Origin of the sequence: Streptosporangium sp. NPDC000509 (assembly GCF_042898365.1) — a bacterium.
GTDB lineage: Bacteria > Actinomycetota > Actinomycetes > Streptosporangiales > Streptosporangiaceae > Streptosporangium.
This window is the reverse complement of record NZ_JBIAYX010000004.1, coordinates 164,585-189,109: the sequence shown is the minus strand read 5'-3', so window position 1 is coordinate 189,109 and position 24,525 is coordinate 164,585. Positions and strand designations below refer to the sequence as shown.

21 protein-coding genes are annotated in these 24,525 nt (G+C 70.1%); 13 read left to right on the top strand and 8 right to left on the bottom strand.

The window, feature by feature from the left end; genetic code table 11:
• The first annotated feature begins 205 nt into the window (after positions 1 to 205).
• From ACFY3D_RS09585 to ACFY3D_RS09575, 3 genes are all read left to right on the top strand, one after another.
• Entirely contained in the window at positions 206 to 1,318 is a 1,113-nt protein-coding gene (locus ACFY3D_RS09585) for a LysR family transcriptional regulator (RefSeq protein WP_389977032.1), read from the top strand.
• Positions 1,319 to 1,722: 404 nt separating this feature from the next.
• Positions 1,723 to 2,175, top strand: coding sequence for an ATP-binding protein (locus tag ACFY3D_RS09580; RefSeq protein ID WP_389977029.1), 453 nt, complete (start codon positions 1,723 to 1,725; stop codon positions 2,173 to 2,175).
• A gap of 372 nt (positions 2,176 to 2,547) precedes the next feature.
• Complete coding sequence (locus ACFY3D_RS09575; protein ID WP_350946769.1) at positions 2,548 to 3,246, top strand: DsbA family oxidoreductase; 699 nt, start codon at positions 2,548 to 2,550, stop codon at positions 3,244 to 3,246.
• A 27-nt stretch (positions 3,247 to 3,273) separates the two neighbouring features.
• Here the strand turns inward: ACFY3D_RS09575 and ACFY3D_RS09570 are convergent, their stop codons facing one another.
• Entirely contained in the window at positions 3,274 to 3,906 is a 633-nt protein-coding gene (locus ACFY3D_RS09570) for a thymidine kinase (RefSeq protein ID WP_389977026.1), read from the bottom strand.
• 232 nt (positions 3,907 to 4,138) lie between these two features.
• The gene (locus ACFY3D_RS09565) at positions 4,139 to 4,777 is read right to left on the bottom strand and encodes an SRPBCC family protein (protein ID WP_389977023.1); all 639 of its coding nucleotides are present in this window, start codon (positions 4,775 to 4,777) and stop codon (positions 4,139 to 4,141) included.
• 335 nt (positions 4,778 to 5,112) lie between these two features.
• Here ACFY3D_RS09565 and ACFY3D_RS09560 point away from each other — a divergent pair, with 335 nt between their 5' ends.
• The 7 genes from ACFY3D_RS09560 to ACFY3D_RS09530 all read left to right on the top strand — a co-directional run bounded on the left by ACFY3D_RS09560 (position 5,113) and on the right by ACFY3D_RS09530 (position 14,539).
• On the top strand, positions 5,113 to 5,559 hold the full coding sequence (locus tag ACFY3D_RS09560) for a hypothetical protein (protein WP_389977020.1): 447 nt from the start codon (positions 5,113 to 5,115) through the stop codon (positions 5,557 to 5,559).
• Positions 5,560 to 5,768: 209 nt separating this feature from the next.
• Positions 5,769 to 7,883: a hydantoinase/oxoprolinase family protein gene (locus tag ACFY3D_RS09555; protein WP_389977017.1), complete on the top strand. Its 2,115-nt coding sequence runs from the start codon at positions 5,769 to 5,771 to the stop codon at positions 7,881 to 7,883.
• Positions 7,876 to 9,795 carry a hydantoinase B/oxoprolinase family protein gene (locus tag ACFY3D_RS09550; RefSeq protein ID WP_389977014.1) on the top strand — a complete coding sequence of 640 codons (1,920 nt, stop codon included), beginning with the start codon at positions 7,876 to 7,878 and terminating at the stop codon, positions 9,793 to 9,795. The genes ACFY3D_RS09555 and ACFY3D_RS09550 overlap by 8 nt, the downstream gene beginning before the upstream one ends.
• Before the next feature lie 278 nt (positions 9,796 to 10,073).
• Entirely contained in the window at positions 10,074 to 10,277 is a 204-nt protein-coding gene (locus tag ACFY3D_RS09545) for a cold-shock protein (RefSeq protein WP_389977011.1), read from the top strand.
• Between the two features lie 113 nt (positions 10,278 to 10,390).
• A complete protein-coding gene (locus tag ACFY3D_RS09540; protein ID WP_389977008.1) occupies positions 10,391 to 11,038 on the top strand; it encodes a histidine phosphatase family protein in 648 nt (215 codons plus the stop codon).
• Between the two features lie 797 nt (positions 11,039 to 11,835).
• On the top strand, positions 11,836 to 12,993 hold the full coding sequence (locus ACFY3D_RS09535) for a CaiB/BaiF CoA transferase family protein (RefSeq protein WP_389977542.1): 1,158 nt from the start codon (positions 11,836 to 11,838) through the stop codon (positions 12,991 to 12,993).
• A gap of 49 nt (positions 12,994 to 13,042) precedes the next feature.
• Entirely contained in the window at positions 13,043 to 14,539 is a 1,497-nt protein-coding gene (locus tag ACFY3D_RS09530; protein ID WP_389977005.1) for a carboxyl transferase domain-containing protein, read from the top strand.
• Between the two features lie 124 nt (positions 14,540 to 14,663).
• On the opposite strand, the gene ACFY3D_RS09525 is transcribed toward ACFY3D_RS09530, so the two are convergent.
• The 6 genes from ACFY3D_RS09525 to ACFY3D_RS09500 form a co-directional block, all read right to left on the bottom strand.
• Positions 14,664 to 15,095, bottom strand: a complete 432-nt coding sequence (locus ACFY3D_RS09525; RefSeq protein ID WP_350946785.1) for a hypothetical protein — start codon at positions 15,093 to 15,095, stop codon at positions 14,664 to 14,666.
• A complete protein-coding gene (locus tag ACFY3D_RS09520) occupies positions 15,092 to 15,553 on the bottom strand; it encodes a hypothetical protein (RefSeq protein WP_362906107.1) in 462 nt (153 codons plus the stop codon). Before ACFY3D_RS09520 ends, ACFY3D_RS09525 begins: the two co-directional genes overlap by 4 nt.
• 10 nt (positions 15,554 to 15,563) lie before the next feature.
• On the bottom strand, positions 15,564 to 16,358 hold the full coding sequence (locus ACFY3D_RS09515; RefSeq protein WP_389977002.1) for a carbon-nitrogen hydrolase family protein: 795 nt from the start codon (positions 16,356 to 16,358) through the stop codon (positions 15,564 to 15,566).
• The gene (locus tag ACFY3D_RS09510; protein WP_389976999.1) at positions 16,355 to 17,344 is read right to left on the bottom strand and encodes a DUF418 domain-containing protein; all 990 of its coding nucleotides are present in this window, start codon (positions 17,342 to 17,344) and stop codon (positions 16,355 to 16,357) included. The genes ACFY3D_RS09515 and ACFY3D_RS09510 overlap by 4 nt, the downstream gene beginning before the upstream one ends.
• An 88-nt stretch (positions 17,345 to 17,432) precedes the next feature.
• The gene (locus tag ACFY3D_RS09505; protein WP_389976996.1) at positions 17,433 to 18,788 is read right to left on the bottom strand and encodes an extracellular solute-binding protein; all 1,356 of its coding nucleotides are present in this window, start codon (positions 18,786 to 18,788) and stop codon (positions 17,433 to 17,435) included.
• Positions 18,789 to 18,895: 107 nt separating this feature from the next.
• Complete coding sequence (locus ACFY3D_RS09500; protein WP_389976992.1) at positions 18,896 to 20,899, bottom strand: VWA domain-containing protein; 2,004 nt, start codon at positions 20,897 to 20,899, stop codon at positions 18,896 to 18,898.
• Between the two features lie 493 nt (positions 20,900 to 21,392).
• Between ACFY3D_RS09500 and ACFY3D_RS09495 the strand changes: the two genes are divergently transcribed.
• The 3 genes from ACFY3D_RS09495 (at position 21,393) to ACFY3D_RS09485 (ending at position 24,450) form a co-directional block, all read left to right on the top strand.
• Positions 21,393 to 22,586 carry a pyridoxal phosphate-dependent aminotransferase gene (locus ACFY3D_RS09495; RefSeq protein ID WP_389976989.1) on the top strand — a complete coding sequence of 398 codons (1,194 nt, stop codon included), beginning with the start codon at positions 21,393 to 21,395 and terminating at the stop codon, positions 22,584 to 22,586.
• A gap of 220 nt (positions 22,587 to 22,806) precedes the next feature.
• On the top strand, positions 22,807 to 23,724 hold the full coding sequence (locus tag ACFY3D_RS09490) for a tetrahydrofolate dehydrogenase/cyclohydrolase catalytic domain-containing protein (RefSeq protein ID WP_350946792.1): 918 nt from the start codon (positions 22,807 to 22,809) through the stop codon (positions 23,722 to 23,724).
• A gap of 225 nt (positions 23,725 to 23,949) precedes the next feature.
• Positions 23,950 to 24,450, top strand: a complete 501-nt coding sequence (locus ACFY3D_RS09485; RefSeq protein WP_389976986.1) for an RICIN domain-containing protein — start codon at positions 23,950 to 23,952, stop codon at positions 24,448 to 24,450.
• Positions 24,451 to 24,525 lie beyond the last annotated feature (75 nt).

Below are 24,525 nucleotides of genomic sequence, written 5' to 3'. Positions count from 1 at the left end.
GCCGCCGGGTTCCCGCCCGTGCTCGCCCCGGGAAGCACGCCGGGACCCGCCGCCGGGTTCCCGCTCGCGCTCGCCCCGGGAAGCCTCCGGGACCAGCCACCGGAGCCCTGAGCCTGCCCGGACCCGCCGCCGGAAGCCTGTTCTGACCTGCGACGCGACGCGACGCGGGTGCGCGGGGCCGTGGGCGATCGCCTATCGTGACGCCGTGGACCTCACCCGGCATCTGCGGCACTTCCTCGTCGTCGCGGAAGAACTGCACTTCGGCCGTGCCGCGGAGGTGCTGGGCATCGCGCAGCCTCCGCTCAGCCAGTCGATCCAGAGGCTGGAGCGCGAGCTCGGCGCGGAGCTGTTCGACCGCTCGCGCCGGCAGATCGAGCTCACCATGGCGGGACGGCTCCTCGTCGGGGAGGCCGGACGGTTCCTGGCCGGTGAGGAGCGGCTGCGGACGACGATGCGCCAGGCCGCCGACGGTGAGCTGGGAACTCTGCGCGTCGGGGTGCCCCCGGAGATGCCGGCCGTGACGCTGCACGCTCTGCTGGGACATGTCGGGGAGGAGACACCGGGACTGCACCTGGAACTCCACGAGCTCACCACTCCGGAACAGCTGCGCGGCCTGGCCTCCGCCCGCCTCGACGCGGGTCTCGTGCACCACCCCGTCGAGGTTCCTGGCCTGCGGTCTGGCCCCGTCGTGGAGATCCCGCTGGGCGTGGTGCTGCCACGTACCTCCCCCCTGGTACTGACGCGGCCGGGCTCGCGACCCGAGGCGGGGCAGAATCCATGGCCGCAACAGGACCACGGGTCCGCCTTCGGTTTCCGGCCGGAGGCCGGGAGCGGGGCGAACTCCAAGCCGGACCCGCAGCCGGAGACGCGACGGCCGAGGGGGCGGCCGTGGGAGATCGCGCTGGCCGACCTCGCCGGGCACGACCTCGTCGTCTTTCCTCGCGAGACCTCCCCGGCGTGGTACGACCGGATGCTCGATGTCTGCCGCGCCGGGGGTTTCTCGCCCGTACGCCTCCAGCACGCCCGCAACCCGGAGTTCCTGCTGGGGCTCGTGCTGGCCGGGCAAGGGGTGGCGTTCGAGCAGGAGGCGATAGCCCGCAGGGAACCCCGCCTGGTCTGGCGCCCTCTCGCCGGTAACCCCCTCGTCCGAGGGATCCACGTCGTCTGGCCGGAGCGGTCGGCGCACCCCGCCGCCGCCAGGTTCGCCACCCTGGCCACCGAGGTCCTCACCCGGGACGCCGCAGGGACACCACGGGTGGCACCCCGGACCTCACCGTCGCCCACGCCCCGCCCCTGGTCCGTCATCTACACCCCCTAGTTTCCTCGCCCCCGGCGGGTCGTGAGGGAGACGAGCTTTACCCGGCGTGTGGAGAATTCCGCATCGCAAAGAATGCTCTACCAGGACAAGACCGTGTATCTGTCGACCCTCCATACACCTGGGTGTAAATACAGATAAATCGATACATAAATGGCGACAAAATCGACGGCGCGTTCGCTCGGGGAGTGTGGTGGAAGATCCCACACCATGTACGGGTCATAGAACGGATGAATGCGGTCGACGACGGAGTTTCCCGGTTACGGTCGGAACCGTCCGCCGCGAACCGGCCGTGCCGAGGGACCGCCGAGGGCCGCTGAGAGGCGGGAGGCGCGGGTGCGTGTTAGGGCGCTGTCGCCGGGAGACGGAAGCGTTCCCGTCCATCGAGGGCTTTTCGGGAGGTCGGCATGAGACTGTTCGCTCATCTCGCCCTCTTCGTGGCCGCCGTCCCGCTGCCTCGACCCCGCCCCAAGAGAGCGTCCTGGCCGCTCTTCCCCGTCGCGGCCTCGGTACCCAGGGCCCGGTGGCTGATCGGCGGTCGGCTGGCCCAGTGGGGAATCGACGGCCAGAGCGAGGTCGCCCGGCTGCTCGTCAGCGAACTCGTCACCAACGCGCTGCGCCACGCGTGGGGACCGATCCGGCTCACCATCTCCTACCGGGACGGAACGCTGCGCTGTGAGGTGGGTGACGCCAATCCCGACCCGCCCATCCCACGCGACGCCCATGAGGACGACGAGGGAGGGCGCGGGTTGCAGCTGCTGGAGCTGCTCTCCGACCGGTGGGGCAGCGACCGCACGCCCATGGGAAAGGTCAGCTGGTTCGAACTGGCCGACAGGCGTTTCGGTGGTTCAGCGGCGTGAGAGGGGTAAGAGGGCTTTCGGGGACCCGGCTCACCCGACGCGAGAGGACGCTTCTTCCCCGTGAACGACACGCACGACTCGCGCCGCTCGGACGGCGGTACGCGAGGAGGAAAGCGGGCCATGCCCGCGCACGCACACGAAGGAGTCCCGAACGATGCGTCAGATCCGGATCCGCAGGCGACCGCGACGCCCCATCAAGGGCCTGCTGGACCTGCGGACCCCGTCGGGAAGGCTGCTGCCGTACTGACCCCGCCCCGCCGGGCGTGAACACCCCGTCCGGCGCCGCCCCTCATCCCGTCGCGCGGCCCGCGTCCCCGGATGACGGGACGAATCAGCGGAATCAGCGGCCCCCCGTACCGGTTGCAGCGTTGTGTGAAGGTTGAAATTTACTCAGACGTCGTCTGCCCCTGGTGCTACATCGGCCACACCCGCTTCGCCCGCGCCGTGCAGCGCTATCGGGCCAAGGGCGGTGAGGTGGAGGTCGAGTTCAGGCCGTTCCAGCTCGCTCCGGACGCGAAGTCCAGCGGCGAGCTCACGCGAACCTGGGCGGCGGCGAAGTTCGGCGGGGCCGAGCAGGCCGCCCAGATGTTCGCGAGGGTGAGAGGGGTCGCCGCCGAGGACGGGCTGGTGCTGGACTTCGATCACGCGATCCAGGCCAACACCCTCGACGCGCACCGCCTCATCCAGCTCGCCGGGGAGCAGGGCAAGGGGGAGGAGGCGCTCTACGCCCTCTTCCGCGCCCACTTCACCGACGGTCTCGACATCGGTTCCCGGGAGGTTCTCGCCGGGCTGGCCAAGGAGATCGGCGTACAGGCCGACCTGGACGGGGAGGACGGCGTGGCGGCGGTGAAGGAGGAGCTGGCCCAGGCCCGCGCGATCGGTGTCAGCTCGGTACCGCTCTTCCTTTTCGAGGGCCAGTTCGCCGTCTCCGGAGCCCAGCCGGAGGACACCCTGCTCGCGGCTCTGGAGGAGGTCGCCGAGCGGACCGGCCAGTCCCCGGCCGCGCGGGCCGTGAAGGCCGCGACGGCGGGTGGCGACGCCTGCGACGACGAGGGCTACTGCCCGGTCTGATGGTTTTTCTCCTGCCCGGCGGAGAGGTCAGCCGGGCAGGCCGAGCTCGCCGGAGCGGTGGTGGCGGCGGCACAGGACCTGGTAGCGGATCGGATCGGCGCCCGTGTCGCCGATGACGACCTGCTCACCCGTACGGACCATCCTGCCGCCGACCACCCGGGCGTTCAGGCGCCCGGGGCGCCCGCACCAGCACAGCACCTCGACCTGCAGGCGGCTGATCTCGTCGGCCAGCTCGAACAGCCGCTGGGCGGCGGGGAACATCTGCGAGCGGAAGTCCGAGGCGAGGCCGAAGGCGTAGACGTCGATGCCGTGGTCGTCGGTGAGATCGGCGAGCTGCTCGATCTGGGCGACCGTGTAGAAGCACGCCTCGTCGCAGATGACGTAGTCGATGGGTTCGTGCGCGCGGACCAGGGCGACCAGGTCGAGGTCGTCGACGACCTCGACGGCCTCGCTGCCCAGGCCGATCCGGCTGGTGACCTGCGGGGCGCCCGAGCGGTCGTGCTTGGTGAGCACCAGCCCGCGCCTGCCCTGGCGGCCGTGGTTGTAGTTCATCTGCAGGGCCAGCGTGGACTTGCCGCAGTCCATCGGGCCGAAGTAGAAGCGCAGCACTCCGTCCCGGGAACCGGCGGGAACGGCGGAGAGGGCAGACAATTCGGTCACGGGGCGCCAGCCTAGTACTCCGGCCACGCTCCGCGATCTCCACCCCTGACGATCGGTTCGCCGCTCTCGGCTGCCGCCGGGGCGTACGGCGTCTCCCGCCTCGCCTGGCGGGACCGTTCGCGGCTTCGCCGGGCGGAAGCCTCCGGAGCGCCCGGGGGCCAGGGGGGCGGGACGGGGCCCGCCGAGGGAGGCTCGCCATCCCCCGGCGGGCGAACTCCCCTCGGCCGGGGGATTAGAGCTCGCCGCTCTCGATCGCCGCCTTGAGACCCGCCTGCGTCGCCTGGTGGGAGGAGACACCGTTCGTCACGGTGAAGTCGAGGAGCAGGATGCTCGCCTCGAAGGTGAGATGCTCGGTGACGCGCGTCCGTCCGTCGCCCAGGTCATGAAAGACGATCTTCTGGTGCGTGACGACGTTCGGCAGCGTCCAGGTGTCGGTCTCGTAGTAGAGAGCGTCGCGGTGAACGCGCTGCTGTGCGTGCGTGTTGACGGTGACGGGCAGTCCGGCGACCGGGATGTTCTCCACGGCCGTGAAGTTGACGTAGCGCGTGCCGGCGTCGGTCCAGTCGGCGTGGGTGACGACCCGCTGCAGGAACGAGTGCGCGCCGAGGTGGTTGTCGATGTTCGAGTAGGCGTCGAACACGTGCTCCACCGGGGCGTCGATCTCAATGGAGACGTCGCGCTTGGCCTGGCCGCGTCCCGTGATCGGCAGGGGAGCGGTGAGGCACTCGTAGAACCTGTAGGTGTTCCACGCGATCTGCCACTGGGCGGCGAGAACGGGGTCGGTGTCGGCGCGGGCGGGGGTCGAGAACACGGTGGTGAGGAGGACGACGGCGGACAGCGGGGCCACGAGGAGCCGGAGAAGCTTCGTCACAGATACCTCTGAGAGCCGGGCGAGAGTAGTAGATCTCTTGTATCTCGTCTGACCGTGGTTTAGTACGCCGCGACCGGATTGTGATCGCGATGTTTCATGGATGGCTCGTTTTCTTACATCCGCCAGAAAAGAGGGCGATCTCCGCGCGACACTGAGCCGTGCGGCGTATGAGGACGTTTGGGGAGATGATGTCCTGGTAGGGGTGGGGGGTCCCCGGCCGACAAGCCCCGGCCACGCCCCGACTAAGTCCCGACAAGACCTGACATGGTCTGACTTGGCTTGACGGCGAAAACCATGGGAGATTCCTTTTGGTCTATCGAAAAGTGGGAGAATCTGTGACGACCACCAACAACTCCGCTCCACCCCACGGCAAGACCCCGGCCGTCGTGACCTCAGGCCCCTCCAGCGCGGAGACCACCGAGATACCCACGGCCCTCGCGGCGATGATGACCGAGGACGAGGCCGTCGCCGCCCAGGCCGAGGCGGCCCGCTGGCGGTACGGGTTCTACGTCGTCATCGTGGGACTCCTGGTCATCCTGATCGGCTTCGTGGTGATCGCGCTGCGCGCCGGCGACACCGCCGCGCCGTTCGCCGGACTCGTCGGCGTCTCCGGCGCCATCATCGGCGCCTACTTCGGCGTGCAGGTCGGCCAGTCCGGCAAGGACCGGGTCGAGGCCGAACTGCGCCGTACGAACGAGATGGCGATCCGCCTCGCCGCCAAGATCCACGCGCACGACGCCGACGCGGTGATCAACACCACCATGGGCCCCCGCCGCCGCTAGAGCCCGCACCTCGACCCTCCCGGCCCGTGACGGCGAGGCCGTCTCCGGGGCGGGAGGGTCGCCTTCGGCAAGACCGTCTCCCGGGTGGGAGCGTCCCCGGCGAGGCCGCCTGCCACGCCACCTGCCGCCAACACTGCACAAGGAACGGCCACAGCTTCGGCAGGGTCCGCCGATTTGTGGACTCGCCGGGACTGGGTAGACACGGGGGCATGCGCAGCGTCCGTATCGGGGTCGACACCGGAGGCACGTTCACCGACGTGGTAGCGGTGGACGAACAGACCGGTGAGATCACCACCACCAAGACTCCCTCCACCCCGGCCAACCCGGCCGACGGGTTCATGGAGGGGGTGCGAAAAGTCCTGCGTAAGGCGGCCGGCGCCGAGGACGTGACGATGGAGGCCGTCTCCGCCGTCGTGCACGGCACCACGGTCGCCACGAACCAGCTCCTCGAAGACCGCATCGCCGACCTCGGCTTCGTCACCACCGAAGGCTTCGAGTTCATCCTGGAGATCGCCCGCCAGAGCGTGCCGGACGGCTACGGCAACTCCTACTTCTGGGTGAAACCACCCCGCATCGTCCCGGTGCACCGGGTCAAAACCGTCGGCGGACGCCTGGACCACACCGGAGCGGAGGTGCGGCCCTTCGACGAGGAGCAGGCCGTCGCGGCGGCCCGCTGGTTCCGCGACCGCGGCATCACCGCGATCGGCGTGTGCTTCCTGCACTCGTACGCCAACCCCGCCCACGAGCAGCGCATGCGAGAGGTCCTCGAAAGAGAGCACCCGGACGCCGTCGTCTCGCTCTCGTGCGACGTGCTGCGCGAGTACCGCGAGTACGAGCGGTCGGTCACCACCCTCGTCGACGCGGCGGTCAAACCGACCATGCGCCGCTACATCGCGAACCTGGCCGAACGCCTGGAGGCGGCGGGGAGCACGCGTACGGGAATCCCGGAGGAAAGCACGCGGCAGGGGAGCGCGGGGAGGGGGAGCGGCATGCCGTTCTCCGTCATGAAGAGCAACGGCGGCGTGCTGTCCGCGGCCGAGGTCGTGCACCAGCCGATCACCACCGTGCTCTCAGGACCGGCCGCGGGCGCGCTCGGCGCCGCCCTCGTCGCCGCCACCGCCGGACACCCCTCGGTGATCACCCTGGACGGCGGCGGCACCTCGACCGACGTCGCGGTGGTCGTCGACGGCGAACCATCCCTCACCACCGAGGGCAGCATCGGCCGCTACCCCTGCAAGATCCCGATGATCGACATCGTGACCGTCGGTGCGGGCGGCGGCTCCGTCGCGTGGATCTCACCCGAGGGCACGCTCAAGGTCGGCCCCCGATCGGCCGGAGCCGACCCGGGCCCGCTCTGCTACGGCCGGGGCGGCACCGAGGTCACCGTCACCGACGCGCACGTCTTCCTCGGCCGGGTCCCGGCGCACCTGCTCGGCGGGGAGATCCCGCTCGACGCCGACGCCGCCCGCGAGGGCATCGAGGCACTCGCCGGCAAGATCGGCCTGACCCCGGAACGGGCCGCGGCGGGCATCCTGGAGATCAGCGCGTTCAACCAGTCGAACGCCATCCGCCAGATCACCGTCAAACGCGGCCTGGACGTACGCGACTTCCCCATGGTCGCCTTCGGCGGCTCGGGACCGCTGCTGGTCTGCCGGTTGATCGACATCCTCGGCCTGCCATCGGTGATCGTCCCGCCGGACCCGGGCAACGTCTCGGCCTTCGGGCTGCTCACCGTGGACGTCAAGAACGACTACGTACGCACCTTCGTCACCCGAGACCTCTCCCTGAAGGACGCCGAGGAGATCTTCGGCGACCTGGAGGGACAGGCCGCCTCCGCCCTGGACCGCGAGGGCTTCCCCGTCGACGCGCACGTCTACGCGCGCAGCGCCGACCTGCGCTACAACGGCCAGGCATACGAGGTGAGAGTGCCCGCCCCCGCAGGACGGCTCGACGAGGCATGGCGGGCCGAGGTGCTGGACCGCTTCCACACCGAGCACCGCAAACTCTACGGATACGGCTACCGCGACGACCCCCGGCACGGCGTCGAGTGGGTCAACCTCCGCGTCTCCGGCATCGGCCCGATCACCCGGCCCTCCATCGGACGCAGACCCCACGGCGACCCGCGCCCCGAGCCCACCGCCTCCCGCGAGGTCTTCTACGACGAGTGGGGCAGGGTCCCCATCCACCGCCGCCGCGACCTGACCGCCGGAGCGAGGATCACCGGCCCGGCGGTCATCGAGGAGTACGGCTCCACCCTGCCGCTCCACCCCGGCTTCACCGCGACCATGGACGAGTTCGGAAACCTGGAGGTACGCCGTGCATGACGCGGATCGGCCGACGATCGCGGACGAGCGAGGCACGGTGAGCGGTGAGCGACCGGTGAGCACGGGCGGGCGGCCTACGAGCGGGGCCGACCCGGTACTGGTGGAGATCGTCGAAGGGACCCTCGCCTCGGTCGAGATGGAGGTGGAGACGGCGATCGCCCGCACCGCCCGCTCACCCATGATCCGCGACGCGCACGACTTCCGCGCGGGCATCCACGACGTACGGCTGCGCAAGCTGACCGGCAGGTCCTACTCGGCGCTGGTCCAGCCGATCGTGCGCGACTTCCCGATCGACGAGATGAAGCCCGGCGACGTGTTCTTCCACAACGACGTCTACCTGTCCGAGGGCGGCATCGGCCACCTGCCCGACCTGTGCGTGACGGTCCCGGTCTTCCACGAAGGACAGGTCGTCGCCTTCGTCCAGGCGTTCGGCCACCACGACGACATCGGCGGGGCCGTACCGGGCTCCATGCCGAGCAACGCGCGCAGCGTGTTCGAGGAGGGACTGATGGTCCCGCCGATCAAACTGTGGGACGAGGGCGTACCCAACCGGGCGGCACTCACGATCATGACGCGAAACTCCCGGATGCCCGACTCCCTCGCCGGAGACCTGGACGCCGAGTGCTCGGCCTGCCTGATGGGCGCGCGGCGGCTGGGAGAGCTGTTCGACCGCTACGGGCGCGAGGCGGTCGAGGCGTGCTTCGACACGATCATCTCCAACACCACCGAGACGTTCCGCAGGGAACTGCTCGCCAAGATCCCCGAGGGCACCCACGTCTGGGAGGACTACGCGGAACACGACGGCGTGGACGCCCCCCGCCTGCACACACAGCGGATGACCCTCACCGTCGACCACTCCGCGCCGGTGCCGCTGGTGATCGACTTCACCGGCACCTCCCCGCAGGCCAAGGGCCCGATCAACCACGCCGGCGACTACGCCGACGGGGTCTTCCTGAAGAAGTGGCTCGCACCGATCCTGCGCAACCTGGCCGACACCCCCGAACGGATGGCCGAACTCGACGTCAACGAGGGCGTCGTCCCCCTCATCGAAATGCGCTTCCCCGAGAAGGGCACCCTGCTCACCCCGATCTTCCCCGCCCCCACCAACGCCCGCACCTTCGTGATCCTGCGCCTGCTGGGCGTGCTGGCCGGGGTGCTGGCCAAGGCGACCGGCGGCCGGATGCCCGCCGACCAGGAGACCATCCGCTACACCGGCGTCTACGGCGACGGCCTCGACGGCACCCCGTACCTGATGAGGGAGGTCCTCGGCGGCGGCTCTGGCGGCCGATGGTACGCCGACGGCGAGGACACCATCCACGTGGTGCCCGACTCGCGCAACATCCCGGTCGAGTTCGCCGAGTCCCGCTGGCCCTTCCGCGTCGAACGGCTCGGCCTGGCCCGCGACTCCGGCGGCCCCGGCCTCTACCGGGGCGGCCTCGGCTACGACAAGCACCTGCGGATGCTCCGCGACGCCTCGTTCATGTCCATCGCCGACCGCTCGATCCTGTCCTGCTGGGGCGTGAACGGCGGCCGGGCCGGGCGTCCCTTCGTCGTGGAGATCGAAGGTGAGGGGATGGAGGGCCTGGTGGACGACTCACCGGTCCGCGCGGGCGAGATCATCCGGGTCCGCACCACGGGCGGAGGCGGCTGGGGCTCCCCGCTGGATCGCGACCCCGTCCTGGTGGCCGCCGACGTCCGCGACGGCAAGGTCTCGCCCGAGGGCGCCCGCGACGACTACGGGGTCGTCCTGAGCGGCGACCCCGACGATCCCCAGGCGGACACCGAGGCCACCGAGGCCCGCCGGGCGGAACTGCGTGATCTCGTCCCCGCCGACGCGCCCTTCTTCGACCGAGGCCCCGGTTTTCCCACCCTTTCGGGCGGCCTGCCGTACGCGGAGGTGGACCTCATGTGACGCTCCGTGCGGTGCCCATCCCCGGCCGCCCACGCCGTCCGCCGGGCCTGTCGCGACGGCGGCCCGGCGGCGGGGGTGGGCTCGTGCGATGGTCCGGACAGGTGCTAGCCTGGACGTAGTTGCGGTTGTGGTACCCATGAAACTTTGTGTGCACCTGACGGATGACCCTTCAGGTGCATTTTTGTTTTGCCGGTCATCTCCGGATGGGCTCATCGCGGCGACGCGGGTTCCGCGCGGTGCGGATCCCGGCTCTGCCCCCTGTTCGAAGGAGAATGATCATGGCAACTGGAACCGTCAAGTGGTTCAACTCGGAAAAGGGCTTCGGCTTCATCGAGCAGGACGGCGGCGGCGCCGACGTCTTCGCCCACTACTCCAACATCGCCGCCCAGGGCTACCGTGAGCTGCAGGAGGGCCAGCGGGTCTCCTTCGACGTCACGCAGGGCCAGAAGGGCCCGCAGGCGGAGAACATCACCCCCGCCTAGTAGCACCTGTACTTTCACGGGCCGGGGCCCGCACCTTTTCAAGGTGCGGGCCCCGGCTCGTTTCGTGTCCGGTGTTTCTTTCCCACTGATCGAGAAAGTGTTTTCATACGAGAATGCCACTGACGATCACTGTGGTTCGACATGGCCAGAGCGAGTCCAACCTGGCCTTCGAGGAGGCTTTTCACGCGGGCAGGGCGGTCGTCCTGGGGCGCCCCGATTCCGAGACCGAGCTGACCCCGCTCGGCAGAGAGCAGGCCACCAGGCTGGGGCGGCACCTCGCGGCGGGGGATCCGCCGGAACTCGTCCTGTGCTCGCCGTACCTCAGGACCGTGCGGACCTGGGAGCTGGTCGCCGCCGAGCTGGACGCGGACCCCGAGGTCCGGCTGGAGCCGAGACTCAGGGACCACGACATGGGCCGCTGGTCCGGGATGAACGCACTGGCGCTCAAGGAGAGGTTTCCGGACGAGTCGGAGAACTTGATCGCGCGCCTGTACGGCGGCTTCCGGCCCCCGGAGGGGGAGAGTTTCCCGGACCTCGCCGCTCGGATCCGCGAGGTGGTCGAGGAACTGCGTGCCGGGCACACCGATCGCCGCATTCTCGTCGTCGCGCACGACTCCGTCGTGTTGATGTTCAAGCACGTGATCGAGGGCGTCCCGATCGCCTCCGTCGAGGCGTCCGGCCCGGTCGGCAACGCCTCGGTCTCGGTGTGGCGCGACTCCAAGCCCGAGATCTTCAACGAGACGGGCCACTTGCGGGGGTAGTTTCCTAGGGAATGTCTGACAATTCAGAGCGGCGGAGCCAGAGCATGGCGCCACTTACTACTGGGCACATCCGTTCATCCAGGCGAGAGTACGCCACATCCTGTTCGTTCTCCCTTCCCTCAGCCTGAGGGGATCCTCAGAGGGTCACGAGAACCGTGATCCGTCACTTCTTGCCGCGTGAGAGGGCCCGGATCGTGCAGGGCGGAACATCCCCGCAGGCGCGGGGCCAACGAGGTGCACGCGGCGAATGTCTACATGTCGCAGGGGACATCCCCGCAGGCGCGGAGCCGACACCTGCTGACCTGCGATTCCAAGCGGGGAAGGGGGCGAAAATCTTTAGTTGGTCAGTGGGTTGATGCTTCACCGTCGAGAGGCTCGCCCTCTGAGGTGATCTGGGCGTTGAACATTGTAACGAAGCCGAACGAGGTGACAGGTCTCCAGAGAGTTCTCGCACATAAGTTAAATTTCCTATCATTTGGGAAAATTAACCACAAAAGATTCTCGGATCTTTAGTCGGCCAGCCTGCTGTGTTCGGTTTGCGGAGTTGACTGGAGTGTGCGGCGTTGTTTCTGTGCGAGCCGACTGTGGGTGCCCCTGCGTTCTCCGGCCGGAGCCATACGGGAGATCGTGACTGACACGTCCTCGTGATCTTCCCCTCCGGTCCCGCCCGGTGACGGTATGGGAGATCATGGGTGTCCCTCCGTCCGGATATCGTGCCAAGTGGTCTCATGACAAACGGGTCGGAAGCGGGGGAGCCCTCGTCGGCCGGGCCGGCCGCCACGCACCGGAGGTTGATCTTGCAGGGAGCACTCGGCGACATCGTCGTCCTCGATCTCTCTCGCGCGCTCGCGGGTCCGCACGCCGCGCAGATGCTCGGTGACCTGGGGGCCCGGGTGATCAAGGTGGAGCATCCCGCGGGGGGTGACGAGTCGCGGGGGTGGGGGCCGCCGTTCGTGGGGCCTGATCATGATATTTCCACGTATTTCCTGGCGGCCAACCGCAACAAACAGTCGATCGCCGTCGACCTCAAGTCCGCCGAGGGTAAATCGCTGATCGAGCGGCTGGTGCGCCAGAGCGACGTGCTGGTGGAGAACTTCCGTACCGGGGTCCTGGACCGGCTGGGCTTCTCCGTCGAGCGGCTGCACGAGCTCAACCCCCGTCTCGTCATCCTGTCGATCACCGGGTTCGGCCATGACGGCCCGGAGGGTGGCAGGCCCGGCTACGACCAGATCGCGCAGGGGGAGGCGGGGCTGATGAGCCTGACCGGTCCGTCGCCCGAGGAGCCGTACCGGGTGGGCGCCTCGATCGCGGACCTGCTCGGGGGCATCCACGGCGCGTACGGGGTGGTCGCCGCCCTGTACGAGCGGGAGCGGACCGGGCGGGGCAAGGTCGTGCGGACCTCGCTGCTGGCCGCGGTGACCGGAGTGCACTCCTACCACGGCACGGCCTGGACGGTCGGCGGGCAGGTGCCCGGGGCGGGCGGTAACCACCACGCCTCCATCGCCCCGTACGGCGCCTTCCGCTGCGCCGACGGCATGATCCAGATCGCGGCGGCGAACGACGTGCAGTGGCGCAAGGTCGCCGCCCTGCTGGACATCGACCCAGATGTCGCGAAATATGCCACCAATAGGGAAAGATTTGCGCACCGGGACGAGCTGATCGCCGACATGGAGCAGGCGCTCACCAAGCACGACAGGGAGCACTGGCTGGCCGCGCTCGCCGAGGCCGGGGTGCCCGCGGGGGCCATCAGGTCCATCGACGAGGTCTACGCCTGGGACCAGACCCGCTCCCAGGGCCTGGTGGTCGAGGTGGACCACCCCGTGCTCGGCACCATCGAGCTGCCGGGACCGCCGCTGCGCTTCGACGGTGAGGCTCCCGTGCGCCACACCGCCCCGCCGGCCCTCGGCGAGCACGGCGACGAGGTCCTCGCCTGGCTGGAGGAGCGCGAGCGATGACAGGCAGCCTTCCGGCCCACGCCCGCGTGCCGTCTCCCGGAGCGTGGTTATGACCCCGGTACGGCCCGACGCGCGGACGCTGATCGACACCTTTCTCGATCCGGGGACATGGGTCTCGTGGGACGAGCCGCCCGCCGACCCCGCCGCGCCCGGCTCCGGGTACGCGGAGGAGCTCGCCGCGGCCCGGGCCAAGACGGGGTACGACGAGTCGGTGATCTCCGGTGAGGGCCTGCTCGAAGGGCGGCGGGTGGCGATCGTCGCGTGTGAGTTCTCCTTCATGGCCGGTTCGATCGGGGTGGCCGCCGCCGAGCGGCTCACCGCCGCGGTCGAGCGCGCCACCGCGGAAGGGCTCCCGCTGCTGGCCGCCCCGGCCTCGGGCGGGACCCGCATGCAGGAGGGCGCGGTGGCCTTCGTCCAGATGGTGAAGATCACCGCCGCCGTGGCCGCGCACCGCGCGGCGGGGTTGCCGTACGTCGTCTACCTGCGTCATCCCACCACCGGTGGCGTCTTCGCCTCCTGGGGGTCGCTCGGGCACGTCACCGCCGCCGAGCCGGGCGCGCTGATCGGCTTTCTGGGGCCGAGGGTGTTCGAGTCGCTGCACGGCTACCCGTTCCCCGAAGGTGTCCAGGTCTCCGAGAACCTCTTCGCCCACGGCCTGGTCGACGCCGTGGTGTCGGCACAGGACGCCCGGGGGATCGCGGTACGGGCGCTCGCCGTGCTGTGCGCACCGCGCGCGGGCCTGGATCCGGGGGAGGAGCCCGACGGGCGGATTCCCGCGATCGAGGCGTGGGAAGCGATCAGCCGTTCCCGCCGTGACGACCGCCCCGGGGTGCGGGCGCTGCTCAAGCTCGGTGCCTCCGACGTCACCCCGCTGCACGGCACCGGTGTGGGCGAGAACGATCCCGGGCTGATCCTCGCCCTGGCGAGGTTCGGCGAGGCCCCCGCGGTCGTGCTCGGCCAGGACCGGCGGCACCAGCGGATCGACGCCCCGCTCGGCCCGGCCGGGCTGAGGGTCGCGAGGCGGGGCATGCATCTCGCCTCCGAGCTGGGGCTGCCGCTGGTCACCGTGATCGACACCGCCGGTGCCGCGCTGTCGAAGGCGGCCGAGGAGGGCGGCCTCGCCGCGGAGATCGCACGTTCCCTGGCCGATCTGGTGATGCTCGACGCCCCGACGGTGTGTCTGCTGCTGGGGGAGGGGGCGGGCGGTGCCGCCCTGGCGCTGCTGCCCGCCGACCGGGTGCTCTGCGCGCAGCACGGCTGGTTGTCGCCGCTGTCTCCCGAGGGGGCCTCGGCGCTGCTTTACCGGAGTGTCGACTTCGCACCGGAGATCGCCGCGGCGCAGGGGGTGAGATCCACCGACCTGCGCGGGAACGGGCTCGTCGACCGGATCATCCCGGAGTTTCCCGACGCCGCCTACGAGCCGGAGGCGTTCTGCGTCCGGGTCGCGCGCACCCTGGAGCACGAGATCGCGGGGCTGCTGAGCCAGGCCCCCGCCGACCGCCTCGCCGCCAGACTGGCCCGTTACCGGCGGCTCGGCACCGGCTGAAAAGGCAGCGGCTGAGAAAGGCGCCGGCCGAGCGGGATACCGGTTGAGCGGGACCCTCGCCGAAGTGGACCTCGGCTGAGAGGGACGCCTCCGAGGAGGCGCCGGTCGAGAGGAGGGCGGCGGGTTACGGCTCGGCGCCCTCCGGCGAGAGGGGGACGGGCAGCCGCTCGATCCTGATGGAGAAGACCTCGTCGCGGGGGACGACGACCTCGTACGCCCCGTGGTCGACCATCCAGTAACCCAGCGCCTCGGCCTTCATCCCGCTGTGCCCGGTGTAGGCGATGTGCAGGCTCTCCTCGCCGTTCTCCTCGGAGACGTCGAGGACCAGGCACGGCTCCCCGCCGAACGCGCCGACCGTGCGGACCAGCACCAGCCAGTCGAGGTCCTCGCGGGCGACGACGAGCCGCCAGTAGCCGGAGGCCGCCTCGAAGCCCTTCTGGGCCTCCTCGTTGAACAGCACCACCTCGGAGGCGCCGGGACCGAGGGCCGCGGCGTACGTACGGCCCAGGTAGCGGGCGGCGAAGCCCGAGGCCACCGGCTCGATCTCGGCGCTCATGAGGCGGGCCGCCAGCTCAGGCCGTCGTAGAGGCCGAAGAGGCGCTCCTCGCCGGGGACCACGTGGATGATCTCGGCTCCCGCGGGGATCGGCATGGGTGTGGTGTGGAACTGCGGCACGACGTGCTCCCGCGAGGTGGTGAAGCCGTTTCCCGCGAAGGGCGGTGAATCGTTCCAGTCACCGCCCATGTGCGGTCCGTACGGCACGATGTAGGCGTCCATGTCGCGGGCGAACCAGCGCATCAGGTAGATCTCGGGGACCGTCGCGGTCAGCTCCGACCCCTCGAACCCCAGGTCGAGGCCGACGAAGAGCTGCGCGGGGGTGGTCAGCCGCGCGCAGTCCTGAACCCGGTAGACATATCCGGAGATCACGGTGCGTCTGCCGGCCAGATAGGGCACGAGCAGCCGAGGCGGTATGACCTTCTGCATCTGCGTTCTACGCCCAGGTGGCTCACTCACGATCGGCATTTTACGATCTGCCGAGAGGGAGTCGCCGGTGTTCCAGGCACGGTACGGCATTCCGGGTGGCAATCGTGATCTGCGAGTCGATTTCACACGTCTGTACGGCCGGCGTGGGTCCCATATCGGTGCGTATCACTCCCATCGGATCGACCAGCATGCTCCGTCCGATCCCGAATCCGTCGCGGGCCTCGGGGTTCGGCGCCTGGCCCACGGCGGCGACCCAGGTGGTGTTCTCGATCGCGCGGGCCCTGACGAGGGTGGTCCAGTGTTCTTCCTTCATCGGCCCCGACCCCCACGCGGCGATCACCGCGAACACCTCGGCCCCCAGGTCGACGAGGGCCCGGGTGAGCTCGGGGAAGCGGATGTCGTAGCAGGTGACCAGTCCCACCCGGAGCCCGGCCAGCTCGACCACGACCGGCGTGTCGCCCGGCGCGACCAGCTCGGACTCGCGGGCGCCGAAGGAGTCGAACAGGTGGATCTTCCGGTAGGCCGCCTCGATCGAGCCCGAGGGGCCGATGGCGACCGCGGTGTTGTAGACCCGGCCCTCGACGGGCTCGAACACCCCCGCGATCACGGCAAGCCCGTGCTCCCGCGCCGCCGCGGCCAGTCCGGTGACGAACGGCCCGTCCAACGGCTGGGCGAGGTCGGTGACGCGCTTGCCGTACCGGGTGAGGGTGGCCTCCGGGAAGATCGCCAGCTCGGCGCCGCCCGCGGCGGCCTCGGCGAGGGAGTCGAGGGCCCGGCTCAGATTGGCGGAGGGATCTTCGGCCACCGGGATCTGGCAGAGGGCTATGCGCGTCACGGGTGTGACCCTATCCGTCTGTTCGGCACTCGTTCCATCCATGTGAGGCTTCGCCACGCCCATTCCAGCGGGCCGTACCTGAACCTGCCCAGCCACACACGGCTAAACAGCACCTGGAGCGCCAGAACGGCGGCGGAGAGCGCCACACCGGCGAGCCGGGTGGTGTCCGCGACGAGCAGCGGCACGAAGAGCAGGATGATCGGGGTGCTCATGAGGTAGTTCGTGAGCGCCATCCGGCCGAGCGGGGCCAGAAGCGCGAGCAGGAGGTCGCGCAGCCGGGTCCGCAGCAGGAGCAGCAGCCCGGTGCAGTAGGCGGTGGCGGCGGCGAGCCCGGCGGCCGGGTAGACGGACGCGTGGAACAGGGCGGGATCCTTGGCGATGACCACCCAGAGCCAGGTGAGCGTCACGCCCAGCACCGTGCTCGCGACGAACGCGGGGAACAGCAGCCATTCGGGCGGCGGGTGTTCCATCAGGGCCATGCCCAGCACGAACAGGCCGGGGACGAGGATGATCCCGCCGCCCTGGTACACCGCCCACGCGGTGAGGGCGACGCCCAGCACCACCACCGCGGGCTGCGGGAAGAACGAGGCGGGCAGCAGGACCAACACCCCGAAGATCGCGTACGGCAGGAGCACCTCGCCGTGGTTGAAGACCTGGTGGATCGCGCCGAGTGCCGCGAGCACCGCGAGCCTGCGTAGCAGCACGGCCCAGGGGTGCGCGGTCCGTGCGGCCGCCGACCTCAGGAAGAGGACGAAGCTCAGCCCGAACAGGAAGGAGAAGATCGGATAGAACCTGCTCTGCAGCAGGTTGTCGATCGCCCAGTCGACCGCGTTGCGATCGGACTCCCTCAGGTGCTCACGCGTGTGCTGCCAGGTGTTGACCACCATGATCCCGCACACCGCGAAGCCGCGAAGCGCGTCGAGCTCGTGGAGCCGGGGCGGTCCGGTCGGTCCTGACGGTTCCGCCGGTCCGGTCGGTCGGGTCATTCGGGTCACAGCAAATAGACGTACCACCCCATAATCACCTACGCATAGACGACCCCATCCATAAGCCCTTTCAGGCTTCCGGTCCGGCTCAGCCGCCGGCCAATGCCTTTCTCAGCTTGAGGGCGAGGCCGGCCGTGAACGTCTTCGCGTCCTCGCAACCCTTCCGCCCGAGTGACCAGCAACTGAGCAGCTCGTGGACCTCGGTGCGGAAGACCCGGCTGAACTCGCTGTAGTACGGGGAGGGCGGACGGAGCCTGGCCTGGGTCAGCGCGCGCAGCAGCGTGTCGGGCCGCACGCTCTCGGACTCCGGTTCCGCGCTTGAGGAACCGGAGGAACCGGAGCGAGGGCCGGGTGGGGCCGCCGGGGCCGGGCCGTCGCAACCGGTCCCCGCCTCCGTGTAGAGGGCTGAGACTCTGGCCGGGGCGAACCCGCCGCACCGGTAGAGCAGTCCGGCCGCCTCCTCGCCGGTCAACGCCGCCACCAGTCGCTGCGCGAGGTCGCGCCGGGGAGTGTGTCTGGAGACGGCGAGGTACTGGCCGCCGAGGACCCCCTGCCAGGGGAGTGGCGCCGCCCGGAAGGCGATTCCGCCCGACTTCCGTTCCCCGGAGAGCACCTCGTGGGCGTAGGGCCAGTGCCTCAGGAACAGCGCGCGCCTCTCGCGGAAGGCGGTCAGCGACTCCGCCTCCGTGCTACCGAGGGTCTCCCCGGAGATCACGCCGGCCTTCACCGTCTCGATGAGCCGTCCGACGGCCTCCACACCCTCCTTCTGGGCGATCACCACCTGGCCGTCCGCGTCGACCACCTCGCCGCCGTTGGCCCAGATCGCCTCCAGGGCGTTGACCGTGAGCCCTTCGTAGGAGGCGAACTGCCCGGAGAGGCCGAGGGCGGTGGGGTCGGGCCCGGCGCGGCGCGCCTTCGCGAGGTCGGTCATGTCCCGCCAGTTCGCCGGTGCCCGCAGGTCGTCGCGGTAGTAGAGCAGTCCCACGTCGGTGTTGAACGGCACCGCGTACTGGACGCCGTGCCAGGCGCCCGCGGACCAGATCTGGGAGAGGAAGTCGTTGGTCCCGCCGTGTGCGGTGGTGTCGATCGGGCGCAGGTATCCCTCCTCGGCGAACTCGGGGATCCACTGGATGTCGAGGTTGTACACGTCGTAGTGCCCGGCCTTCGACTGGGCGGCCGAGATCATCGCGCTGCGCTGCTCGTCCGCGACCGAGGAGATCGCCACGAAGCACGCCCGGGGCCTGCCCTTGACGCCGTTCCAGACGGCTTCGAGCGCCCGTTCGCGGGCACCTCCCGAGACGTCGGCGCCACTGGCGATGCGCAGGACGCAGTCCTGCCTGGGCGGTCCCGGGGGAGGGGTGGGCGCGGTGCTCGCCGCCAGGGAGGGAAAGCAGGCGAGTAGCAGGAGGAGAAGGATCACTCCGCGGCCGGCCGGCTCCGCCACGGCCGGTGTTCCTTGCCTGGCCGTCCCACTTGAGGAAGCCGGTGTGACCCGCCCGCCCGTCCCACCTGAGGAGAACGGCGATGACGGCGGAGGCGGCGTGGGACGGATCATCCGGTGACCGGCCGGAGTTCGGTGAACGCGTCGTCCAGCTTCTGGTCGGGGTCGGTGCTCGCGTCGTAGCAGGACATCAGGCCCTCGTCCCTGAGCGCGGGCAGTGGGGAGGTGTCGCAGCCGTGCAGGTCGAAGGAGAGCATCAGCAGGCGCACACCGTCGCGTCCTTTGATGTCCTCGCCGCTCAGCCCTCTCGGATTCCCGCCGTCGGTGAGCACGAGCACGACCTTCCGCTCCCCCGGGGCGCCCGTCCTCTCCAACTGGTCGAGAGCCTTTTCGATGATCGGACGCATCGGGGGATCGGGGCGCGAACCGCCTCGGTAGGCGTTCTGGACTTCGGTGAGCCTGCCGGTGAGGGCCTTTCCCTCGTCGCCGACGGGTGCGGGGGAGACGGCGCGGCCGTCATCGGGGAAGAACGTCATGATTCCCGTGGTCCGCTCGCCGCGCTTGGACGTGACGGCGACCTGGGCCACCTGGATCGCCGCCTCCAGCCGTGACCTGCCGTCGTTCACCTTGTTGCGCGCCATCGAGCCGGAGACGTCGACCACGACGAGGACGTGGTCCGCGAGGGGGGTCGTCAGCTTGTACAGCAGCTTGGGAATGTCGGGCTTCCAGTTCGCCGCCACCGGCGCGTCGCTCCTCAGCCGATGTGTTCTCACCGGCAGCCTCTGGACGTCCAGGCGGCCCTCGGCGTCACGGAATCCGTAGTGGGGGAGGGTCTCCCGCAGGAAGTCGCAGAACTCCTCGACCGTCTGCTCGACGGCAGGGGGTCGCCTCAGGTCGGGCCACCGCTTGGAGACGCATTCGTACCGCATGGCGTGGCCGCCCTTCGGGTAGACGGCGACCGGTCGCGGAGGCTTCTTGCCGGCGCTTCGCGGCACGGAGACGGCGCCGGGCGACGGCCGTTCGCCTCCCGCACCGGAAAGGGCGCAGCCGCCCGGCTCGGGAAGCGCGGGGTCGGCGCCCGACAGCGCGACGTCGAGCTCGTAGAACTGCTGCTCGGTCATGATCATCGCGGAGGTGTCGAGGGAGTTCGCGTACCGGCACATCACGTCGCGGACGGTGTCGCCCGGCCGCACCTTCCTGGACAGTCCTTCCGCGGGGCCGGGCGCGGCGGCCGTGGCCATCAGGCCGACGTTGGAGGCGAGCGGATGGGTGCGCACGACCTGCTGCCGGGCGCCGGGCCTGCTCCGCAGCAGGTCGGCCCAGTCGCGCTCTCCGGGATTCCTGTTCGCCTCGGTGAGCTCCTCCGCGAGCCTCTCCGGTGCGGCGATGACCAGTGGCGAGGTCGCGACGACCGTCCGCTCGCCGAACGTCGCCACGCCGTCCGTGTCCCTGTTCACGTAGTCGATCTCCTGGGAGGAGTCGGCGATCCACCCGTCGGGCCGGGCGCCGGGGGGTTTCCTCGCCGTCCGGCCGGCGCCGGGCCCGACGGCCGGTTGGACGGGGAACGTCCAGTCGCTCAGCCGGTCCCGCACCTCGGCGGCGCGCAGCCCGCTGACGTTGATGTTGATCTGCCGGCAGCCCCACAGGTCGACCTTCCCTGCCATGAACTCCCCGGCCGCCCGCTGGACGACCGGGGAGGTCTCGGCGGACGCCAGGAGCGTGATCTCGTCGGGGACCCGGCAGGTCACCCACGGCTCGTCCTTGGGAACGACCGCGAGGGCGGCGACGACGGTGACCGCGACTCCGGTGCAGAGGAGCCACCAGACGTCCCGGCGCACCCATCGGGAGAACATCGTGAGAACGCCGTACGACCGCTCGGGAATGACGCGACGCAGCCATGCGGTGCTTTTCAGCAGGTGGCCTGGGAAGATGGTCAGCGTCGTCAGCGCGAGAATCCCGAGGACCAGGGCGACTTTCGAAGCCGTGGAAATGGAGAGGGCGAGAAGCACGAGAAGTGTCTGGATGAGAGCGTTGGAGAAACCCGTCACCATCTGCCAGGCGCGGTTCGTCGATCCGGCGGGCGGGGTCTCCGAAGTCTTCTCGCTGTTCACCATCTGTCAGCTGTCTCCGCCGGTGGTTTCCCGCTGGTCCGCCTTCACCCTACGTCGGATCATCACCACCGAGAGATGCTTTCTGTGATCTAGGGAAGGGGGATTAACCGCTTTGGTGTTTACGGTCGGCCGCATTTGAGGGCGGGAGAGGCCGGGGCATTCGGGCTGGTGTGTTACGTCCGTATCGCGAACTCCAGTGGAATGAAGAGTCGACAATCGGGCGACTCGCCGCCGGACGCAGCCGATGTGTGATTGTCGAGGCGCGTCTATCATCGTTGACAGAACGTATTCGGCGTGCTTTCCCGTCGCGTGCTCACCGCTTTTCCGGGCGCTCTTCGTGAATGCCGGCGCGTCAGGCCCCCGTCACCGCGCCTGCGACGCTCTCGGGACGCGACGCTCTCGGGACGAGATGTTCCCGGGAAAGGGCGCGCTCGGGAACGAGCGCCGGGGCGGAGGCCACGAGGCGGCGGGAAAGGGCGGGACTACGCTGTAGCGCGTGAACGATCCTCTGGTGGCGCGGATGCGCGAGTTCGGTACGACCATCTTCGCCGAGATGTCGGCGCTCGCCCTGCGAACCGGCTCGATCAACCTCGGGCAGGGCTTTCCCGACACCGACGGGCCCGCCGCGATGCTGGAGCGGGCGGTGTCGGCGATCCGGGAGGGCTCCAACCAGTACCCGCCGGGGCCGGGGACGCCCGAACTGCGCCAGGCCGTCTCCGAGCACCGCAAGGACCACTACGGGCTCGACTACGACCCCGACGGCGAGGTCCTCGTCACCGTCGGAGCCACCGAGGCCATCGCCGCGACGATCCTCGCGCTGTGCGAGCCCGGCGACGAGGTGATCGCCTTCGAGCCGTACTACGACTCCTACGCCGCCGCCGTCGCCCTCGCCGGGGCCGTGCTCCGCCCGGTCACCCTGCGCCCGGTCGAGGGCCGCTTCACCTTCGACCCCGCCGAGTTGCGCGCGGCGGCCGGGCCGCGCACCCGGGTCGTCCTGGTCAACTCCCCGCACAACCCCACCGGCACGGTCTTCACCCGCGCCGAGCTGGACGAGATCGCCCGGCTGTGCCTGGAGCGCGATCTGGTCGCGGTCACCGACGAGGTCTACGAGCACCTCACCTTCGACGGGGTCGAGCACGTGCCGATCGCCACCCTGCCGGACATGCGCGAGCGCACCGTGATGATCTCCTCGGCGGGCAAGACCTTCTCGGTCACCGGCTGGAAGACGGGCTGGATCTGCGCGCCGCCCGAGTTCGTCAGGGCCGTGCAGACCGTCAAGCAGTTCCTCACCTACACCGCCTCCGCGCCCTGGCAGCTCGCCGTCGCCCACGGTCTGCGGCACGAGTCGGCCTGGGTCTCCGCCCTGCGGGCGGATCTGGAGTCCAAGCGCGACCGCCTGATGGCGGGCTTGTCCGCGGCGGGATTCGAGGTCTACCGCCCCGCGGGCACGTACTTCGTGCAGACCGACATCCGTCCCCTGGGGTTCACCGACGGCCTCGCCCTCACCCGGGAGCTGCCGTCCCTGGCGGGAGTGGTCGCCATCCCGACCCAGGTCTTCTACACCCACCCCGAGCGCGGGAGCCACTTCGTCCGCTTCGCCTTCTGCAAGCGGGACGAGGTCATCGACGAGGCGGTGAGCCGCCTGGCCGGGCTCGGCGCGGCGGGCGCGGCGCGAGGTGGAGGGGGATGATGCGCTTGGCCGGCCCCGGTGGGGCGGGCGCGGCGCGAGATGGAGACAGAGGGGGATGATTCGCCTGGCCGGGCCCGGTGCGGCGGGGGCGGTTCGACCTGGAGGGGGATGATCGGGCATCCTTGGGGATGACGCGACTGGCGGCAAAGGGATGGCATCAACCATCGGGGAGCTCGCCGTGGGAGTCGACCGCCTGGGCGCCCACGCCGGGAGGAAGCGCATGTCCCAGCCCGTATCGAACGGTTCCAGCTCCGAGGGCACGTCGTCGGCCCGGTTGCTTCCCGGCGGCCCGGTCGCCGAGCGGATCCTCGCCGACGTGGCCGAGCGGGTGGCCGCCCTGACCGGCCGGGGTGTCACCCCGAGCCTGGCGACGGTCCTGGTCGGTGACGACGACGCCAGCGCCGGATACATCCGCATCAAGCAGCGGCAGGCCGCCGAGCTCGGTTTCGCCTCGCCGCACGAGCACCTGCCCGCGAGCGCCACCCAGGCGGACCTGCACGCGGTCATCACCGCCTTCAACGACGACCCGGCGGTGCACGGTCTGCTCGTGCAGCACCCCGTCCCCAAGCACCTCGACTACGACCGGGCCCTGCAGGTCATGGATCCCGACAAGGACGTCGACGGCATGCACCCGCTCAACATCGGGCGGCTGGCGCTGGAGCTTCCCGGCCCGCTGCCGTGTACGCCCGCCGGGATCGAGGCGCTGCTCGCGCACTACGAGATCCCGGTGGCGGGCCGGGAGGTGGTCATCCTCGGGCGCGGGGCCACGCTCGGCCGTCCCCTCTCGATCCTCCTCGCGCAGAAGCGCCCGACGGCGAACGCCGCCGTCACGGTCGTGCACACCGGGGTGAGCGACTGGCCGCGCTACACGCTCCGCGCCGACGTCCTGGTCGCCGCCGCGGGCGTGCCGGGGATCATCCGGCCCGAGCACGTCAAGCCCGGCGCGGTCGTCATCGGCGGCGGGGTGCGTTACGAGGGCAGGCGTCTGCTGCCCGACGTCGACGAGTCCTGCGCCGAGGTGGCCGGGGCGATCACCCCCAGGGTCGGCGGGGTCGGGCCCACCACGGTCGCGATGCTGTTCCGCAACGCGATCACGGCGGCCGAGCGCGCCGTGGGCTCCGCCTCCTCGGAAGGCTGAGGACACCCGGTAGCCGCCCGGAAGGCGCCCGTACCTCCCTGAAACGCCGGTCGCCGTCTCGTCCACCCGGGACCGATCTCCGTACGTGTACTTTCTGCTGCGGAGAGTGATCGACGGGCGTGTCCGCGGGGTGACGCGCACGGTGCGGGGCGGGTGGGCGGCGGGTTCCTTCCGCCGACGCGCCGCTCTCCACCTCCGTGATTCGCAGGAAGGAGAGCATCGACGATGCGACGGGGATTCAGGGTGCTGGTGTCGGCGGCGGCGGTCGCGCTGGGTTGCGCGGGATTCGTCCCGGGTGCGGCGGCCTCGGACTCGGAGTCCGCCGCCTGGGGGCCCGTCCGCAGTCACCAGAACTGGCGCTGCCTGGACGCGGATCTCGGGACCATCGGCCCGAACGGGACCAAGGTGCAGCTGTGGGGCTGCAACGGCTGGGACAACCAGTCGTGGAGCTACGAGGTCTCCACTCACACGATCCACAGCAAGGAGAACGGCCGCTGCCTGGACGCGGATCTCGGGACCATCAACGCGAACGGCACCAAGGTGCAGCTGTGGGACTGCAACGGCTGGACCAACCAGAAATGGATCTACGACGCGACGAGCCACACGATCTACAGCATGCACAACGGCCGCTGCCTGGACGCGGACCTGGGGACCGTCAACGCGAACGGGACCAAGGTGCAGCTGTGGGACTGCAACGGCTGGGCCAACCAGAAGTGGACGCTCTGACGGCCGCCCGAGGGCGGCGCTACGTGCCATGTCCGTCGTTCGCCCGCGCGGGGGCCTGATCCCGGCCGGGGAAGG

What these genes read in the sequence shown, in the direction of transcription:
- ACFY3D_RS09500 (WP_389976992.1), bottom strand. Translation starts at nt 20,899, where the DNA reads ATGGTGAACAGCGAGAAGACTTCGGAGACCCCGCCCGCCGGATCGACG.
- ACFY3D_RS09510 (WP_389976999.1), bottom strand. Translation starts at nt 17,344, where the DNA reads ATGACCCGACCGACCGGACCGGCGGAACCGTCAGGACCGACCGGACCG.
- ACFY3D_RS09545 (WP_389977011.1), top strand. Translation starts at nt 10,074, where the DNA reads ATGGCAACTGGAACCGTCAAGTGGTTCAACTCGGAAAAGGGCTTCGGC.
- ACFY3D_RS09490 (WP_350946792.1), top strand. Translation starts at nt 22,807, where the DNA reads ATGTCCCAGCCCGTATCGAACGGTTCCAGCTCCGAGGGCACGTCGTCG.
- ACFY3D_RS09580 (WP_389977029.1), top strand. Translation starts at nt 1,723, where the DNA reads ATGAGACTGTTCGCTCATCTCGCCCTCTTCGTGGCCGCCGTCCCGCTG.
- ACFY3D_RS09525 (WP_350946785.1), bottom strand. Translation starts at nt 15,095, where the DNA reads ATGAGCGCCGAGATCGAGCCGGTGGCCTCGGGCTTCGCCGCCCGCTAC.
- ACFY3D_RS09540 (WP_389977008.1), top strand. Translation starts at nt 10,391, where the DNA reads ATGCCACTGACGATCACTGTGGTTCGACATGGCCAGAGCGAGTCCAAC.
- ACFY3D_RS09485 (WP_389976986.1), top strand. Translation starts at nt 23,950, where the DNA reads ATGCGACGGGGATTCAGGGTGCTGGTGTCGGCGGCGGCGGTCGCGCTG.
- ACFY3D_RS09555 (WP_389977017.1), top strand. Translation starts at nt 5,769, where the DNA reads ATGCGCAGCGTCCGTATCGGGGTCGACACCGGAGGCACGTTCACCGAC.
- ACFY3D_RS09530 (WP_389977005.1), top strand. Translation starts at nt 13,043, where the DNA reads ATGACCCCGGTACGGCCCGACGCGCGGACGCTGATCGACACCTTTCTC.